A 13,851-nucleotide genomic window follows, 5' to 3' on the forward strand; every position below is an offset into this window, starting at 1 on the left:
ATGACAGAACCGGCCCCTTGGCCGGTTTTTTTCGCGATCCCGTCTGCACTTTGCCACCTTGTTCATGGTGCGCTCATTGTTCTCTTCCCATACTGGCTCCACAGTTTCAAAGAGAGGAGAAGCAAGATGCAGTCATCCATCGTCGGGCTCTCCATTCTGTGGGGGCTGGCCAGTTTTGGTGTTCAGGGGGATTTCATCGAGAGCCGTGATTCCGTTGCGCCATCCTGGCAAGCCGAGTCCAGAGTGGAGATGGAAGGTTATCTGATAGAGTCGTTGGGAGAGGATCGCTGGTTGTTCGACAACGGCAGCGAGAGCCTGCTGGTCTCCCTGCCTGAGGGGCAATGGGTCCCCGCCGGTGAGCGGCTGCGATTGAGCGGCGAGCCCCAGCAGGAGCAGGCCGGCTGGCTGCTGCAAGTGCAGGATATCAGCCAGGTTGCCGTCTGATCCCAGTCAGAGCATGACAGTCGATGAATAGAAAAGAGGAGGCCCAGGCCTCCTCTTTGCATGCTGACGCCTTTCCTGAGCGCAGCGGCTGGCGGTTAACCCAGATGATTGAGCGGCAGCGCCGTCTTGTGCTTGATGCGGCGCAGCACGAAGCTGGAGCGCACGCCGGTCACACCCGGGATGTGGGTCAGCTTGTCCAGCAGGAAGTGCTGGTAGTGCTCCATGTCCCGCACCACCACCTTGAGCTGGTAGTCGGCGTCATTGCCGGTGATGAGGTCGCACTCCAGTACCTCGGGCAGCTCCCTGATGGCGGTATCGAAGTTCTCGAACCGCTCCGGGGTGTGTCTGTCCATGGAGATGTGGATGTAGGCGGTGAGCGTGAGCCCCAGCTGGCGGGCGTTGAGCAGGGTGACATGGGTATCGATGAGACCGGCATCCTCCAGCGCCTTGACCCGGCGCGAGCAGGGGGAGGGGGAGAGGCCGACCAGCTCGGCCAGCTCCAGGTTGCTGATGCGGCCATTCTCCTGCATCAACTCCAGAATGTGCCTGTCTATACGATCAAGTTTCAGCATTCTCCGTTCCTCGTTGCAATTAATAATTCACTTTTCCTAGATTAAGGGTGAACTATTGCAAAAACAACTGAAAATACCTGCTACTTCGCAACCACTCACCGGGACGTGAGGGATATGATGGTTGCATCTTCCGGTGGCAAGACAGATACCCAACCAGGTCTCTGTGGTGAAGGACCTTACCGGGTCACCCGCCCCATCAGCCGTCTGACCTTATCGGGAAGCGACGGGCTGGAATGAGAGCACCCCCTCCCCGAAGGCAACAAAGCAGGCATCCCGGCGCCTGCTTTGTTGTTTCTGGCGTTCAGCCCATCAGTACGACAGAGTGATGCGATGTTGTTGTCGGCGTTCGGCCCGTCAGGATCCCGGGGTGATGCGATAGAGACAGCGCCGATCGCCGTCCAGCAGATACTGTTCCCGCTCCACCCTGGCCGGCGCCAGCAACTGGCGAAACAGCGCCAGCTCGCTGCGGCAGAATCCCCGGCAGGCCTGCGCCGCGGCGCAGATGGGGCAATGACTCTCCCACCATAACCAGCTGCCATCCTCCTCCTGGCGCATGTCCGCCATATAGCCTTCCCGGGTGCGCAGCTCCTTCAAGCCCGCCAGCCGATCGGCCAGCGCCGGCTGGATCAGCTGTGCCTGATAGCGGCCCAGCTGTTGCTGCTCCCGCTGCTGGATCAGGCGCTCCATGCCAACCTCGCCAAACAGCTGCTGGATGTTGTCGATGAGCTGCAGGGTCAGCTCGCTGTGACTGTCGGGGAAGCGCTGCCAGGCCTGCTCGGTCAGGTGCCAGAGTCGCACCGGGCGACCACGACCACGGGCCTCGTCATTGAATCCAATCCAGCCTTCGGCCTCCAGCGCGATCAGATGCTGGCGGGCGCCCATGGAGGTCATCTGCAACTGCTCGCCGAGCGCGGCCGCGCTCTGGGGGCCATGGGTCTTGAGCAGGAACAGGATTTTATCGGTGCTGGCGTTCATTCGGTGGCTCTCGTTATCGACAGGCGTGCTCTGGGGGAGCTATGGCATCTCGAGCAGGTACAGGATCTTATCGGTGCTGGCGTTCATTCGGTGGCTCTCGTTATCGACAGGCGCGATCTGGGGGATCTATGGCATCTCGAGCAGGAACAGGATCTTGTCGGTGCTGGCGTTCATTCGGTGGCTCTCGTTATCGACAGGCGTGCTCTGGGGGATCTATGGCATCTCGAGCAGTAACAGGATCTTGTCGGTACTGGTGTTCATTCGGTGGCTCTCGTTATCGACAGGCGCGCTAAGGATCCAGGGTATCGGAAGAGGATCTTGTCGATGCCGGTGTTTATGGGGTCATTATGGGCAGCCGCACCATTTAAATCAATAATTCGCTTTACTTAATGGCGGCGCCTTCGCAGTATAAATAAACAAATAACTTTATTTAATGGAATCAACATGGAAGGAATCAAGGCGCAGGCCACCCTCTGGGTGCTGGTGATGACGGTGACCCTGGCGGTGGCGGGCTTCAGTCTGCCGTCGCCGGTACTGGCGCCACTGATGCTGGATCCGGCCCAGGGCATGCTGACGGCGGAGGCGTCGGACTGGAGTCGCAAGGTGTGGCTCGGGGTCATCATGGGGCTCTATCCGCTGTTCCAGCTGCTGGGGGCCCCCTGGCTCGGGCGACTGTCCGATCGCTATGGCCGCAAGCCCATACTGCTCGTCTGCCTGGTCGGCGTGCTGGCAGGGTATGCTCTGATGGCACTGGGGATCGCCTGGCGTTCCCTGCCGTTGCTGCTGCTGAGCCGGGTGCTGGAGGGCTTCTTCAACGGCGACATCGCCATAGTGCAGGCGATGGCGGCCGACATGAGCACCACCAGGACCAAGGCGCGCAACTTCGCCAGGATCAACATAGGCATGAACCTGGGCTGGGTGCTGGGCCCCATGATAGGGGGCTATGCCGCCGTAATGTCGGGGGATTACAGCCTGGCGGCCTGGTTGGCGGTGGCCATGACGGCGGGCAACCTGCTGCTGGTGCTCTGGCTGATCCCCAATCGGCCACCGGTGCCGCCAGCGCAGGAGCTGGTGCCCCTCTCGACCCGCCAGCTGCTGGTGCAACCCCGCCTGCTGCCCTACTTCGTGCTGACCCTGCTCAGCTACGGGGCTGTGCAGCTCTATTTCAGCTACTTCAACGTCTGGTTGGTGGAGCGGCTGGCCTGGGATCCGGTGCAACTGGCCCAGGGGGCGGTGCTGGTGAGTGTGCCCATGATGCTGGGTTCCTGGCTGGGGGCGCTGCTCGCCCGCCACTGGCGTGGCAGCAGCCTGGGGATAGTCGGCCACCTGGTGATGGCGGCGGGCATGCTGATGTTCGTGCTGCCGGGCCAGTGGTGGGGGCTGGCGCTCACCTTCATCCCGGCCGGCATCGGCATGAGCCTGGGGGAGCTGGCCACCTCGGTTGCCGTCTCCAACCGCAGCCACCCCCAGCAGCAGGGGCAGGCGATGGGACTCTACCGCGGGCTGGCGGTGGGCAGCGAGATCCTGGCGGTGCTGGTGGGCAGCCTGGTGCTGTTGGCAGGCACCGAGTGGCCCTTCTATCTGGCAACGCTCTTCGGGCTGCTCTGTGCCCTCGGCTTCTATGGGCTGCGCCGAGCGGCGGATCGGCGTGAACGGGTGGCCGCCTGCGCCGAGCCGGGTTGAGCCGGGCGGCGGCTGGATCACAGATTGGCGGCGGGGCGGCAGGCGGGACTTGCATCGCGCCCCCGACTCTGGGACGGTATGACTCTTTGCTCCGCCCTGCCTCGCGCTGAGCCGAGCCGGTATCAGGACATAGAACGAAATGGCGCTGCTTTGTGCCAGCGCACGTTGGAGGAGATATGAGTCATTACCAGGCCATCGCACTGGATATGGATGGCACCCTGCTGACCCGGGATCACAAGATCTCGTCCGCGACCCGGGCCGCCCTGGCCCAGGCGCGAGCCCACGGCATCAAGGTGCTGCTGGTGACGGGTCGCCACTTCATGACGGCGCGCCCCGTTCACCATGAGCTGGCGCTCGATACCCCCATCATCTGCAGCAACGGTGCCTACCTCTACGATCCGGCGCAAGACAGGATCCTGGCCGGCGATCCGCTGGCGGTGGCTCCGCTCACGGCGCTGCTGGCCGAGGTCGAGGCGCAGCAGATGGAGGCGCAGTTCCACCTCGACGACGGCATAGGTTACATCGGCTGCGACGAGTATGTTGCCCGGATACAGCGCCGGTCGGATGACCTGCCGGCACACCTCAAGATCTCCCTGCTGCCGGCTCTGGATCTGGCCGCCTGGCTGCAAAGGCCCATCTGGAAGCTGGAGCTGTTCAGTCAGGATCCGAGCCGCCTGCACCGCTTCGTGAGCGAGGTGGTGCAGGGACTGCCCTTTACCCAGGATTGGGCGGCCCCCTACGCGGTCGAGCTGGTGCAGCCCGGTTGCAGCAAGGGCAACCGGCTGGCCCAGTGGGCCGCGAGCGAGGGGATAGCGATGGAGAACGTGGTGGCCTTTGGCGACAACAACAACGACATCAGCATGTTCGAGCAGGTCGGACTGGCGGTGGCCATGGGCAATGCCGCCCCCCAGATCCAGGCCCATTCGGACCGGGTGACCGCGGATCACAACGAGGATGGCATAGCGCTGGCGCTGCAGCGCTGGGTGCTGCCGTCCTAAGACTGCGTGGGTTGGGGGGAGGGGACGCCTCCCCCGAGGCTCAGCTCCCGAAGGAGAACTGGATCACCCGATCCGGGAAGCGGATTCGGTTGTAGTCGCGGCGCACTCCCTCGTAATGGCGGATGGCGCGATCGCGCTGGGCTCGGTAGTAGTCCCGCTGCTTGCTGTCACTCTCATTGCGGATCTGCTGATCCAGCTGGTTGATGGTCCGTTCGGTCTGATCCAGATCGCGCTGGAGCTCGCCGAGCCGCTGCTCCAGCAGGAACTCCTTGCGGCCGCGCTCGAACCGGGTGAGGAAAGTCGTGTCATTGGGGCAGACCCCCAGGTATTCGTTCCCCTCCCGCCCCTTGCTGTAGGCCAGCTCGGGGATGCAGTAGAGCTCCAGCCCCTTGGCGTAGCCTCGCTTCCACTCTGCCTCGTCCACCTTGAGACCATATTCGCCGCAGCTTTTCGCGTAGTCGCGGGTGGCCGCCCGGGTCTTGCCCTGCTCACCATCCTGATAGCCCAGGTTGTACCAGCTCATGGCGCGGCACTCCTCCTCCGACAGCGAACTGCAGCCGGCGAGCAGGAAAGGCAGGGTCAGCAACAGGATCTTGGGGGACATGGGATGGGCTCCGGACGGGATGATACCGGCATTCTAGAGAGGAAGCGGGGGCAGGACAAGGGCTGGCAGTGCGCCGTGCCAGTCTCGCCATCATGATGTTTTTATCAGTATTTTCAATCTGTTGCAGCCGTGGCGCCGGCAACCTTTTCTTGCCGGGGGAGGCAGGGTAAACTGCGCCTACTTTTAACTGGCACGTAACAAAAACAATGAAAGTCCTGACCGTCGATTATCGCTCGCCCGATGCGGCCCAACGCTTCACCGAATCCCTGCGCACCACCGGCTTCGGGGTCTTGACCCACCACCCCATCCCGAAAGAGCTGGTGCAGTCCATCTATGACAACTGGTATCGCTTCTTCATGAGCGAGCAGAAGCAGGATTTCCTGTTCAACCGCGAGACCCAGGATGGCTACTTCCCGCCGTCGGTGTCCGAGGTGGCCAAGGGCAACACCCAGAAGGATCTCAAGGAGTACTTCCACCTCTACCCCTGGGGCCAGATGCCGGAAGAGCTCAGGGCCCAGGCGATGGAGTACTACCGCCTCGCCAACGATCTGGCCGCCGAGCTGCTCTCCTGGGTGGAGCAATACACCCCGAGCGATATCGCCGCCCACTACAGCTGCCCGCTCTCCTCCATGATCGAAGAGAGCCAGAAGACCCTGCTGCGGGTGCTGCACTATCCGCCGTTCGACGGCACCGAGGCGGCGGGCGCCATCCGTGCCGCCGCCCACGAGGACATCAACCTGCTGACCATACTGCCCGCCGCCAACGAGCCGGGCCTGCAGGTGAAGGGCTCCGACGGCGAATGGATGGATGTGCCCTGCGACTTTGGCACCCTGATCATCAACATAGGTGACATGCTGCAGGAGGCCTCCCACGGCTACTATCCCTCCACCACCCACCGCGTCATCAACCCGACCGGCGGCAGTGCCAGCAAGTCCCGCATCTCATTGCCGCTGTTCCTCCATCCGCGCCCGGACGTGGTGCTCTCCGAGCGTCACACAGCCCACAGCTACCTGATGGAGCGGCTGCGGGAGCTGGGTGTCATCTAGTCGCCCACGCAGTAGCGACCAGCATAAAAACCGGAGCAAAAACGCTCCGGTTTTTATTGGTTGGCAGGATTGCGCGTATAACCGAATTTTATTGGTTATTGATGCCAATAAATCGTTTTTAAGCCAGATAAGCGTCGTTGTGATTGCGCGGTCTCGACCGTACTCTGAGCGCCATTCCGGGCCCCTGTGGCGGGCCCATCGATTGGAGTTCTTATGAAGCAGTCCCAATGGTCATCCCGGCTCGGTTATATCCTGGCCGCCGCAGGCTCGGCGGTCGGTCTCGGCGCCATCTGGAAGTTCCCCTACGTGACCGCCGCCAACGGTGGCGGCGCCTTCCTGCTGGTGTTCCTGCTGTTCAGCTTCACCCTGGGGGTGGCGGTGCTGATGGGGGAGACCCTGCTCGGCAGCCTGAGCCGGCGCGGGGTGGTGGGGGCCTTCGAGGTGCTGCTGGGCAAACGCTGGCGCTGGGTCGGCGCCATGGGCCTGCTGTGCAGCCTGCTCATCTTCAGCTTCTACAGCGTGGTGGGCGGCTGGACACTTGGTTACACCGGCATGGCGCTGGCGGGTAGCCTGCAGCACGGAGATGGCGCGGCGCTGACCGCCCGTTTCAACGACTACGTCGGCGATCCGCTCTGGCCTGTGCTGACCCATCTGCTGTTTGCCGCCCTCACCTGGTGGTTCGTGCGGGGCGGGGTACAGCAGGGGGTGGAGCGCACCCTGCGCTGGATGATGCCGGCCCTGTTCATCATGATGCTGTTGCTGGTGGTGTTCGGCCTCACCCTGCCCAATGCCATGGCCGGGGTGCGCCACTTCCTGATGCCGGACTTCAGCAAGCTCGGCATGTCCGGGGTGCTCGATGCCATGGGGCTGGCCTTCTTCTCCCTCTCCATCGGGCTCGGCATCCACACCACCTATGGCGCCTATCTGCCGAGCAGCGACGGCGTGGGCCGCTCCAGCCTCTGGGTGGTGCTGCTGGCCAGCCTGATCGCCGTGCTGGCGGGACTGATGATCTTCCCGGTGCTGGCGGCGACCGGCATCGATCCCGCCGCCGGCCCCGGCCTCACCTTCATGACCATGCCGGCGGTGTTCCAGCAGTTGCCGTTCGGCCAGGGGCTGGCGGTGGTGTTCTTCGCCCTGCTGGTGGTGGCGGCGCTCTCCTCGGCCATCTCGCTGCTGGAGCACCTGCAGTGCTTCGTCTGCGAGAGCCTGGGCTGGTCGCGGCGGGCGGCCTGCAGCCTGATCACCGCGCTGGTGATGGCAGGCGGCATCCCGGTCAGCCTGTCGTTCGGCCCCTGGGCCGAGGTGACCCTGTTTGGCAAGAACATCTTCGAGCTGCTGGATTTTGTCACCTCTAACCTGCTGATGCCGCTGTTCGGGCTGGCCCTCACCCTGTTGCTGGGCTGGCGGCTGGGTCGCAAGGCCTTGCCCCAGGGGTTGGCGCCGCACTGGCGTGGCCTGGTGATGGGCTGCTGGCGCTGGCTGGCGCCGCTGCTGATCGGCGGCATCCTGGTGCGGGGGCTGCTGTAACCCGGCTTGGGGCAGGCGGGTCTATAGGCCCGTTTGCCCTCTGGTGGCCAGGGTCGCCGCCAGGGGGCAGGCCATCCCAGCTGACGGTATTGACTACATCGAAAAATCCATAAAACGGCTGATATTGAAATTTAAATTTATAAAATGCAGATATTTTTGATCAATATTCTGTTTTATGGAGAGACAGGGAGGATTGGCTGTCAACTTCTCTTGCCGTGGTTTAGGCTGTGGCTCCATTTTTGCGCTCGAGTCACCCGCCCTATGTCACCCCTCATCGCCCGATCTGGCCGATTTTTTAGCTCGCAAGAGAGGTGACCTTGCACGCGCAGTCTGTCTGAATGTTCATTGCAAAGGTCGCCGCCAGGCGGCCTTTTTTGTTGCGACCCAGGTTGCACTCACCCATGGAGTATCGATTCGATGTTGTCTTCCCCGGAGGTTGTATGAGCCAGGTTCAGTGGTCTTCCCGTCTCGGTCATGTGCTGGCGGCGGCCGGCACGGCCATCGGCCTCGGCGCCATCTGGAAGTTTCCCTATGTGACCGCCACCAACGGCGGTGGCGCCTTCCTGCTGGTGTTCCTGCTGTTCAGCTTCACCCTGGGGGTGGCGGTGCTGGTGGGGGAGACCCTGCTCGGCAGCCGTAGCCAGCGCGGGGTGCTCGGCGCCTTCAACCGGCTGGTGGGGCCGAACTGGCGCTGGATGGGCTACATGGGGATACTGTGCGGCTTCTTCATCTACAGCTTCTACAGCGTGGTCGGCGGCTGGACCGTGGGCTATGCGGCGCTGGCGGTGATGGGCAAGCTGAACCTGAGCGAGGGCAGCGCCCTCACCGCCCTGTTCAACGGCTATGTCAGTGATCCCTGGTGGCCGGTGCTGACCCATCTGGTGTTCGCCGGGCTCACCTGGTGGTTTGTGCAGGGGGGCATCCAGAAGGGGGTGGAGCGGGCGCTGCGCTGGATGATGCCGGCCCTGTTCATCATGATGTTGCTGCTGGTGGCGGTGGGGCTCTCCATGCCCGGCTCCATGGCCGGAGTGCGCCAGCTGCTGCTGCCGGACTTCTCCATGCTGACCGGTCAGAGCGTGCTGGATGCGCTGGGGTTGGCCTTCTTCTCCCTCTCCATTGGCCTGGGGGTGCACACCACCTATGGCGCCTACCTGCCCAATAGCGAAGGTGTGCTGCGCTCCGGGGTCTGGGTGGTGACGCTGGCGAGCCTCATCTCGGTGCTGGCGGGGCTGATGATCTTCCCGGCGCTGGCTTCCACGGGCATTGACCCGACTGCCGGGCCAGGGCTCACCTTTATGACCATGCCCGCGGTGTTCAGCCACCTGCCGTTCGGCCAGGGGCTGGGGGTGGTGTTCTTCCTGTTGCTGCTGGTGGCGGCGCTCTCCTCCTCCATCTCCATGCTGGAGCACCTGGTGCGCTTCACCACCGAAGAGTGGGGCTGGTCCCGCCGTGGCGCCTGCCGGGTGCTGACCCTGCTGATCATGGCCTCCGGCATTCCGGTCAGCCTGTCGTTCGGTCCCTGGAGCGAGCTGACCCTGTTTGGCAAGACGATTTTCGACCTGCTCGACTACCTCACCTCCAACCTGATGATGCCGCTGTTCGGCCTGGTGCTGACCCTGCTGCTGGGCTGGCGACTGGGGGACAGCATCTTGCCCATCGGTCTGTCGCCCCTGCTGCGCTTCTGCCTGCTCTGGTGCTGGCGGCTGGTGGCACCGCTATTGATCGGCGGGATCCTGGTGCGGGGCCTGTTCTGACCCCGAGTCGATCGGGTTGCGGATAGCCAGAAGGCGCGGGTGACTGGTGATGTCATTGCCGATCGCCGGGATCCTGGTGCGGGGTCTGTTCTAAGGTCGGCTGGCAAACAGGGACAATAAACACAAGGGGTTGGCCACTGGCCAACCCCTTGTCACATCTGCTCGCGGTGCGGCTATTGCAGACCGAGCCCCATGGCCGAGAAGCGGCAGTCAGACTGATAGAGGCGGCGGCGACCCTGGTGGTCATCCGCCTGCCAGGCCAGATCGAGTTGACCGAGGCGGCCGAGGTGGCGCAGCTCGAACTCGTAGCGCAGGCAGGGGTTATCCAGGGGCAGCCGGGCCATGCCGGTCGGCAGGCGATAACGATAGCGCAGCAGGGGGCCGTCCAGCAGTTGGCTCTGCTCTGGCACCAGGCCTTCCGCGGTCGGGGCGGGGGCGCTCAGGTAGCGGCGCAGGGCGGCGGGGGCATCGATGGCTTGCTGGTAATGGAGCCCGTTCATGGCGGCCAGCTCCTCCTCCAGCCGCTCCAGCTCACCCTCCAGCCCGCTCAGGGTCTGGCCCAGTTGCTGATGGGCGGGCGAGGCGCAGCCCCCCAGCAGCAGGGTCAGCAACAACAGGGTGGCGCGGGGTGGGAACATGAAGACTCCTTTATAGCAAGGGATTGGTCGGCGGCGCGGCGCGCAGCAGGCCGGCGAGCCGCTCCAGCCCCTCGGCGACCCGGGCGTCGGTGGCGGGCTGGCTGAGGCTGAGGCGTACCCCCTGAGGGGCGGCAAACTGGCCGGCAGCAAAGTGTTCCCCGCTGGCCACCCCGACGTCAAGGGCGTTGGCCGCCTCGGCGAACTCCTGGCTGCGCCAGGGCTCGGGCAGCGGCAGCCAGGCGTGCATGGAGCCCGCCTGCCAGCGGGCGCCAGGCAGCAGGTGACGCAGCAGCTCGCCACGGCGCGCCAGGATGCGTCTCTGCTGCTCGATGAGCGGCATGATCTGGCGCTGACTCACCAGCTTGCAGGCCAGCTCGATCAGCAGCGGGCTCACCATCCAGCTCGACAGCCGCATCGCCTGGGCGAAGCCGTTGCGCAGGGCCGGCGGGGTCAGCACGAAGCCGACCCGCAGCCCGCCACAGGCGATCTTGGCCAGGCTGCCGAGGTAGATGACCCGCTCCGGCGCCAGGTTGACCAGGGGCGGGAGCGGGACCTCGGGCAGCAGGCCGTTGACGTCGTCCTCGATGATCAGCAGATCGTGCCGGCGGGCGATGGCGACTATGGCCTCGCGCCGCGCCAGGCTCATGATGGCGGTGGTGGGGTTCTGCAGGGTGGGGGTCAAATAGAGCAGCTTGGCCCGCCGCTGGCGGCAGGCGGCATCCAGGGCCGTGGGGATCAGCCCCTCCTCGTCCATGGGCAGGCCCACCACCTGGTTCTTCAGCTGGCGCGCATTGCCCAGCATGCCGGGGTAGCTGAGCCCCTCGCACAAAATGGTCTCCCCCACGCAACCGGTGGCCAGCAACGCCAGCATGATGCCGTGCTGGGCACCGTGGCTGAACAGCAGCCGCTCCTCGTTGCCGTTGATCCCCTGCTCGGCGAGCCAGTCGACAAACAGCTGCCGCTGCGGGAGCCGTCCCGCCTCCTTGTCATAGCCGAGCAGGCCGTTGAGATCGCCGTCCGCGAGCTCGGTCAGCATGGGCCTGATGATGGCGGCTCGATCCAGCTGGACCGGCAGGTTCTGCCACAGCTCGATGCGGTGATTGTCCTCGTTGCGGATCACCCATTCGTTGGCCGGATCGGTGCCCGCCTCCTTGACCCAGGTGCCGTGGCCCACCCTGGCGGCCAGCAGGCCGCGCCGCTCGGCCTCGGCGTAGGCGCGGGTGATGGTACCGACCGTCACCCCCAGCCGGTCCGCCAGCGCCCTGTGGGTCGGCAGTCGGGTCTGGGGGGGCAGGGTGCCATCGGCGATGGCCTGCTCGATGGCCTTGACCAGTTTCAGGTAGAGGGGCCCCTCGAAGGGGGCGAGGTCCGGAGTCCAGATTGTCATGGTGACAATAAATCCATTGATCGCAGAATTGTCTCAATATAGCGTGAATGTCAGCCCCTAAACAATCTGGAACTGCATATTGTACCGATACAATGTGCAGCCATATGGAGATGACCCTATGACCCTCGAATGGTATGTCACCCTGGTGGGCTTCGCCCTGCTCACCTGCGGCACCCCGGGCCCGAACAATCTGATGTTGACCGCCTCCGGCGCCAACTTCGGGGTGCGCCGCACCCTGCCACACCTGATCGGGGTGGCCGTGGGTCAACCCGTGCTGCAGCTGGTGCTGGCGCTGGGGCTCTATCCCCTGTTCGAGCGCTGGCCCTTGCTGCGGCTGGGGCTGCAGATCTTCGGCAGCCTCTATCTGCTGTGGCTGGCCTGGCGCATCGCGGTGGCCGGTGCCCCCGGCGATCCGGCCAGACGGGCACGTCCGCTGACCCTGCTGGAGGGGCTGGGCTTCCAGTTCCTCAATCCCAAGGCCTGGATGATGGGCATCTCCGCCATCAGTCTGTTCAGCCTGGCGGGCACTGCCTACTGGCCGAGCCTGTGGGGGATCATGCTGATCTTCCCCCTGGTTGGCTTCCCCATCTGCTTTGTCTGGGTCCTGTTCGGTCATCAGCTCGGCAACTGGATCAGCTCGGATCGCGGCTGGCGCCGACTCAACGGTAGCCTGGGGGTGCTGACCGCCCTCTGCGTGGTGATGCTCTGGTATTAATGGCTGTCTGATTATTCATGCAAAGAAAATGCATTGGTGAGCTTGTCGTCAGGACGCCGACTCTGCATATTAGGACGCTTGCTCTATATCGATGAGGTTGAGATGGATCTGAACTGGTTGCTGCCCCTGGCGGGATTTGCCCTGATCACCTGTGGCACGCCGGGCCCCAACAACATGCTGCTCACCAGCGCCGGGGCCGCCCAGGGGTTTCGCCGCTCGGTACCGCTGCTGGTGGGGGTGGTCGGCGGCATCAACCTGATGATCCTGGCCACGGCGCTGGGACTCGGAGTGATGTTCGAGAAGCTGCCGCTGCTGCACGAGGGCCTCAAGCTCATCGGCTCGGCCTACCTGTTCTGGCTGGCCTGGAAGGTGGCGACCGCCAGCGGCCCGGCCGAGGGCAGCCGGCCTCTTATTCCGGCCCATCAGGGGGCCATGCTGCAACTGCTCAACCCCAAGGCCTGGATGATGGCGCTCTCCGCCATCAGCGGCTTCACCCTGGCGGGGGAGTCCTACTGGCCATCCGCCGGCTGGGTGCTCGGCATCTTCTTCGTCACCGGCCTCTACACCGGTGCCTTCTGGGTGCTGTTCGGTGCCCAGGTGCGCCGACTCATCCGCACCGCCAGGGGCTGGCGTCGTTTCAACCGAACCATGGGGCTCGCCACGGCGGCCTGCGTGCTGATGATCTGGATTTAGGCCCTCGGCCTGACCTTCTGTCTTGTTGGCCCTTCGGGGCCTTTTTTGTCTGTGGGTGGCGGTCACCCGATGTGAAAAGGAGCGGTTATGAAATGTATCGGTCTGCTGGGTGGCATGAGCTGGGAGTCCAGCGTCAGCTATTACCAGGCGCTCAATCGGGGCGTGCGGGCGAGGCTCGGCGGCCTGCACTCGGCCAGGGTGCTGCTCAACAGCGTCGACTTCGCCGAGATAGAGCGGCTGCAGCACGCCGGTGACTGGCCCGCCACCGCGCGGCTGCTGGCGGCCGAAGCCCGTGCGCTGCAGGCGGGGGGCGCCGATTTCCTGCTGATCGGCACCAACACCATGCACAAGGTGGCGCCCGAGATAGCCGCCGCCATCGACATTCCGCTGCTGCACATCGCCGACGCCACCGCCCGGCGCTTGCTGGCCGATGGCGTGCAGCGGGTCGGGCTGCTCGGCACCCGCTTCACCATGGAGCAGGATTTCTACAAGGGGCTGCTGGAAGATCAGTTCGGGCTGGAGGTGCTGGTGCCGCCGGCGGCCGAGCGGGAGCGGGTGCACCGCATCATCTATGACGAGCTCTGTCTGGGGCAGACGCTGGCGTCATCGCGGGCCGAATACCTGGCCATCATAGCGGCGCTGGCCGAGGCGGGGGCCCAGGCGGTGATCCTGGGCTGCACCGAGATAGCCCTGCTGATGGGGGAGGCGCAGGCTGCGGTGCCGCTCTACGACACCACCGCCATTCACGCCGACGCCGCCGTGGCGTGGGCACTTGGCTGAAGGGGTCACCCAAAAAAGAGAGGCGCCGCGGCGCC

14 protein-coding genes are annotated in these 13,851 nt (G+C 64.4%); 9 read left to right on the plus strand and 5 right to left on the minus strand.

The genetic code is table 11. The annotated features are described in order from the left end of the window. The first annotated feature begins 126 nt into the window (after positions 1-126). Positions 127-444, plus strand: coding sequence for a hypothetical protein (locus AACW18_RS01470; RefSeq protein ID WP_042651289.1), 318 nt, complete (start codon positions 127-129; stop codon positions 442-444). 95 nt (positions 445-539) lie between these two features. On the opposite strand, the gene AACW18_RS01475 is transcribed toward AACW18_RS01470, so the two are convergent. Continuing rightward, a complete protein-coding gene (locus AACW18_RS01475) occupies positions 540-1,016 on the minus strand; it encodes an Lrp/AsnC family transcriptional regulator (protein ID WP_042651288.1) in 477 nt (158 codons plus the stop codon). Positions 1,017-1,370: 354 nt separating this feature from the next. Next, positions 1,371-1,991 carry a helix-turn-helix transcriptional regulator gene (locus AACW18_RS01480; protein WP_042651287.1) on the minus strand — a complete coding sequence of 207 codons (621 nt, stop codon included), beginning with the start codon at positions 1,989-1,991 and terminating at the stop codon, positions 1,371-1,373. Positions 1,992-2,435: 444 nt separating this feature from the next. On the opposite strand from AACW18_RS01480, the gene AACW18_RS01485 reads away from it, so the two are divergent. Together AACW18_RS01485 and AACW18_RS01490 are read left to right on the plus strand one after the other, a co-directional pair. Further along, positions 2,436-3,674, plus strand: coding sequence for an MFS transporter (locus AACW18_RS01485; protein WP_218389948.1), 1,239 nt, complete (start codon positions 2,436-2,438; stop codon positions 3,672-3,674). A gap of 176 nt (positions 3,675-3,850) precedes the next feature. Continuing rightward, positions 3,851-4,672, plus strand: a complete 822-nt coding sequence (locus tag AACW18_RS01490) for a Cof-type HAD-IIB family hydrolase (protein ID WP_218389949.1) — start codon at positions 3,851-3,853, stop codon at positions 4,670-4,672. 40 nt (positions 4,673-4,712) lie between these two features. Here the strand turns inward: AACW18_RS01490 and AACW18_RS01495 are convergent, their stop codons facing one another. Next, positions 4,713-5,276 (minus strand): DUF2799 domain-containing protein, encoded by a 564-nt coding sequence (locus AACW18_RS01495; RefSeq protein WP_218389950.1) that lies wholly within the window; start codon positions 5,274-5,276, stop codon positions 4,713-4,715. 206 nt (positions 5,277-5,482) lie between these two features. Here AACW18_RS01495 and AACW18_RS01500 point away from each other — a divergent pair, with 206 nt between their 5' ends. The 3 genes from AACW18_RS01500 (at position 5,483) to AACW18_RS01510 (ending at position 9,603) form a co-directional block, all read left to right on the plus strand. Continuing rightward, positions 5,483-6,322: a 2OG-Fe(II) oxygenase family protein gene (locus AACW18_RS01500; RefSeq protein ID WP_218389951.1), complete on the plus strand. Its 840-nt coding sequence runs from the start codon at positions 5,483-5,485 to the stop codon at positions 6,320-6,322. Positions 6,323-6,535: 213 nt separating this feature from the next. Further along, positions 6,536-7,849, plus strand: a complete 1,314-nt coding sequence (locus AACW18_RS01505) for a sodium-dependent transporter (RefSeq protein ID WP_218330079.1) — start codon at positions 6,536-6,538, stop codon at positions 7,847-7,849. A gap of 440 nt (positions 7,850-8,289) precedes the next feature. Then, positions 8,290-9,603 (plus strand): sodium-dependent transporter, encoded by a 1,314-nt coding sequence (locus AACW18_RS01510; protein ID WP_218389952.1) that lies wholly within the window; start codon positions 8,290-8,292, stop codon positions 9,601-9,603. 173 nt (positions 9,604-9,776) lie between these two features. On the opposite strand, the gene AACW18_RS01515 is transcribed toward AACW18_RS01510, so the two are convergent. Both AACW18_RS01515 and AACW18_RS01520 read right to left on the minus strand, forming a co-directional pair. After that, complete coding sequence (locus tag AACW18_RS01515; protein ID WP_218389953.1) at positions 9,777-10,241, minus strand: hypothetical protein; 465 nt, start codon at positions 10,239-10,241, stop codon at positions 9,777-9,779. 10 nt (positions 10,242-10,251) lie between these two features. After that, positions 10,252-11,628 carry an aminotransferase-like domain-containing protein gene (locus AACW18_RS01520; protein WP_218389954.1) on the minus strand — a complete coding sequence of 459 codons (1,377 nt, stop codon included), beginning with the start codon at positions 11,626-11,628 and terminating at the stop codon, positions 10,252-10,254. Between the two features lie 118 nt (positions 11,629-11,746). Between AACW18_RS01520 and AACW18_RS01525 the strand changes: the two genes are divergently transcribed. The 3 genes from AACW18_RS01525 to AACW18_RS01535 all read left to right on the plus strand — a co-directional run bounded on the left by AACW18_RS01525 (position 11,747) and on the right by AACW18_RS01535 (position 13,816). Further along, positions 11,747-12,343, plus strand: coding sequence for a LysE family translocator (locus AACW18_RS01525; RefSeq protein ID WP_218330076.1), 597 nt, complete (start codon positions 11,747-11,749; stop codon positions 12,341-12,343). A gap of 102 nt (positions 12,344-12,445) precedes the next feature. After that, positions 12,446-13,036, plus strand: coding sequence for a LysE family translocator (locus AACW18_RS01530; protein ID WP_218330075.1), 591 nt, complete (start codon positions 12,446-12,448; stop codon positions 13,034-13,036). Between the two features lie 87 nt (positions 13,037-13,123). After that, positions 13,124-13,816 (plus strand): aspartate/glutamate racemase family protein, encoded by a 693-nt coding sequence (locus tag AACW18_RS01535; RefSeq protein WP_218389955.1) that lies wholly within the window; start codon positions 13,124-13,126, stop codon positions 13,814-13,816. Positions 13,817-13,851: the final 35 nt, after the last annotated feature.

Origin of the sequence: Aeromonas sp. sia0103 (assembly GCF_963895295.1) — a bacterium.
In the GTDB taxonomy this organism is placed as follows: domain Bacteria; phylum Pseudomonadota; class Gammaproteobacteria; order Enterobacterales; family Aeromonadaceae; genus Aeromonas; species Aeromonas encheleia.

What these genes read in the sequence shown, in the direction of transcription:
- AACW18_RS01470 (WP_042651289.1), top strand. Translation starts at nt 127, where the DNA reads ATGCAGTCATCCATCGTCGGGCTCTCCATTCTGTGGGGGCTGGCCAGT.
- AACW18_RS01475 (WP_042651288.1), bottom strand. Translation starts at nt 1,016, where the DNA reads ATGCTGAAACTTGATCGTATAGACAGGCACATTCTGGAGTTGATGCAG.
- AACW18_RS01480 (WP_042651287.1), bottom strand. Translation starts at nt 1,991, where the DNA reads ATGAACGCCAGCACCGATAAAATCCTGTTCCTGCTCAAGACCCATGGC.
- AACW18_RS01485 (WP_218389948.1), top strand. Translation starts at nt 2,436, where the DNA reads ATGGAAGGAATCAAGGCGCAGGCCACCCTCTGGGTGCTGGTGATGACG.
- AACW18_RS01490 (WP_218389949.1), top strand. Translation starts at nt 3,851, where the DNA reads ATGAGTCATTACCAGGCCATCGCACTGGATATGGATGGCACCCTGCTG.
- AACW18_RS01495 (WP_218389950.1), bottom strand. Translation starts at nt 5,276, where the DNA reads ATGTCCCCCAAGATCCTGTTGCTGACCCTGCCTTTCCTGCTCGCCGGC.
- AACW18_RS01500 (WP_218389951.1), top strand. Translation starts at nt 5,483, where the DNA reads ATGAAAGTCCTGACCGTCGATTATCGCTCGCCCGATGCGGCCCAACGC.
- AACW18_RS01505 (WP_218330079.1), top strand. Translation starts at nt 6,536, where the DNA reads ATGAAGCAGTCCCAATGGTCATCCCGGCTCGGTTATATCCTGGCCGCC.
- AACW18_RS01510 (WP_218389952.1), top strand. Translation starts at nt 8,290, where the DNA reads ATGAGCCAGGTTCAGTGGTCTTCCCGTCTCGGTCATGTGCTGGCGGCG.
- AACW18_RS01515 (WP_218389953.1), bottom strand. Translation starts at nt 10,241, where the DNA reads ATGTTCCCACCCCGCGCCACCCTGTTGTTGCTGACCCTGCTGCTGGGG.
- AACW18_RS01520 (WP_218389954.1), bottom strand. Translation starts at nt 11,628, where the DNA reads ATGACAATCTGGACTCCGGACCTCGCCCCCTTCGAGGGGCCCCTCTAC.
- AACW18_RS01525 (WP_218330076.1), top strand. Translation starts at nt 11,747, where the DNA reads ATGACCCTCGAATGGTATGTCACCCTGGTGGGCTTCGCCCTGCTCACC.
- AACW18_RS01530 (WP_218330075.1), top strand. Translation starts at nt 12,446, where the DNA reads ATGGATCTGAACTGGTTGCTGCCCCTGGCGGGATTTGCCCTGATCACC.
- AACW18_RS01535 (WP_218389955.1), top strand. Translation starts at nt 13,124, where the DNA reads ATGAAATGTATCGGTCTGCTGGGTGGCATGAGCTGGGAGTCCAGCGTC.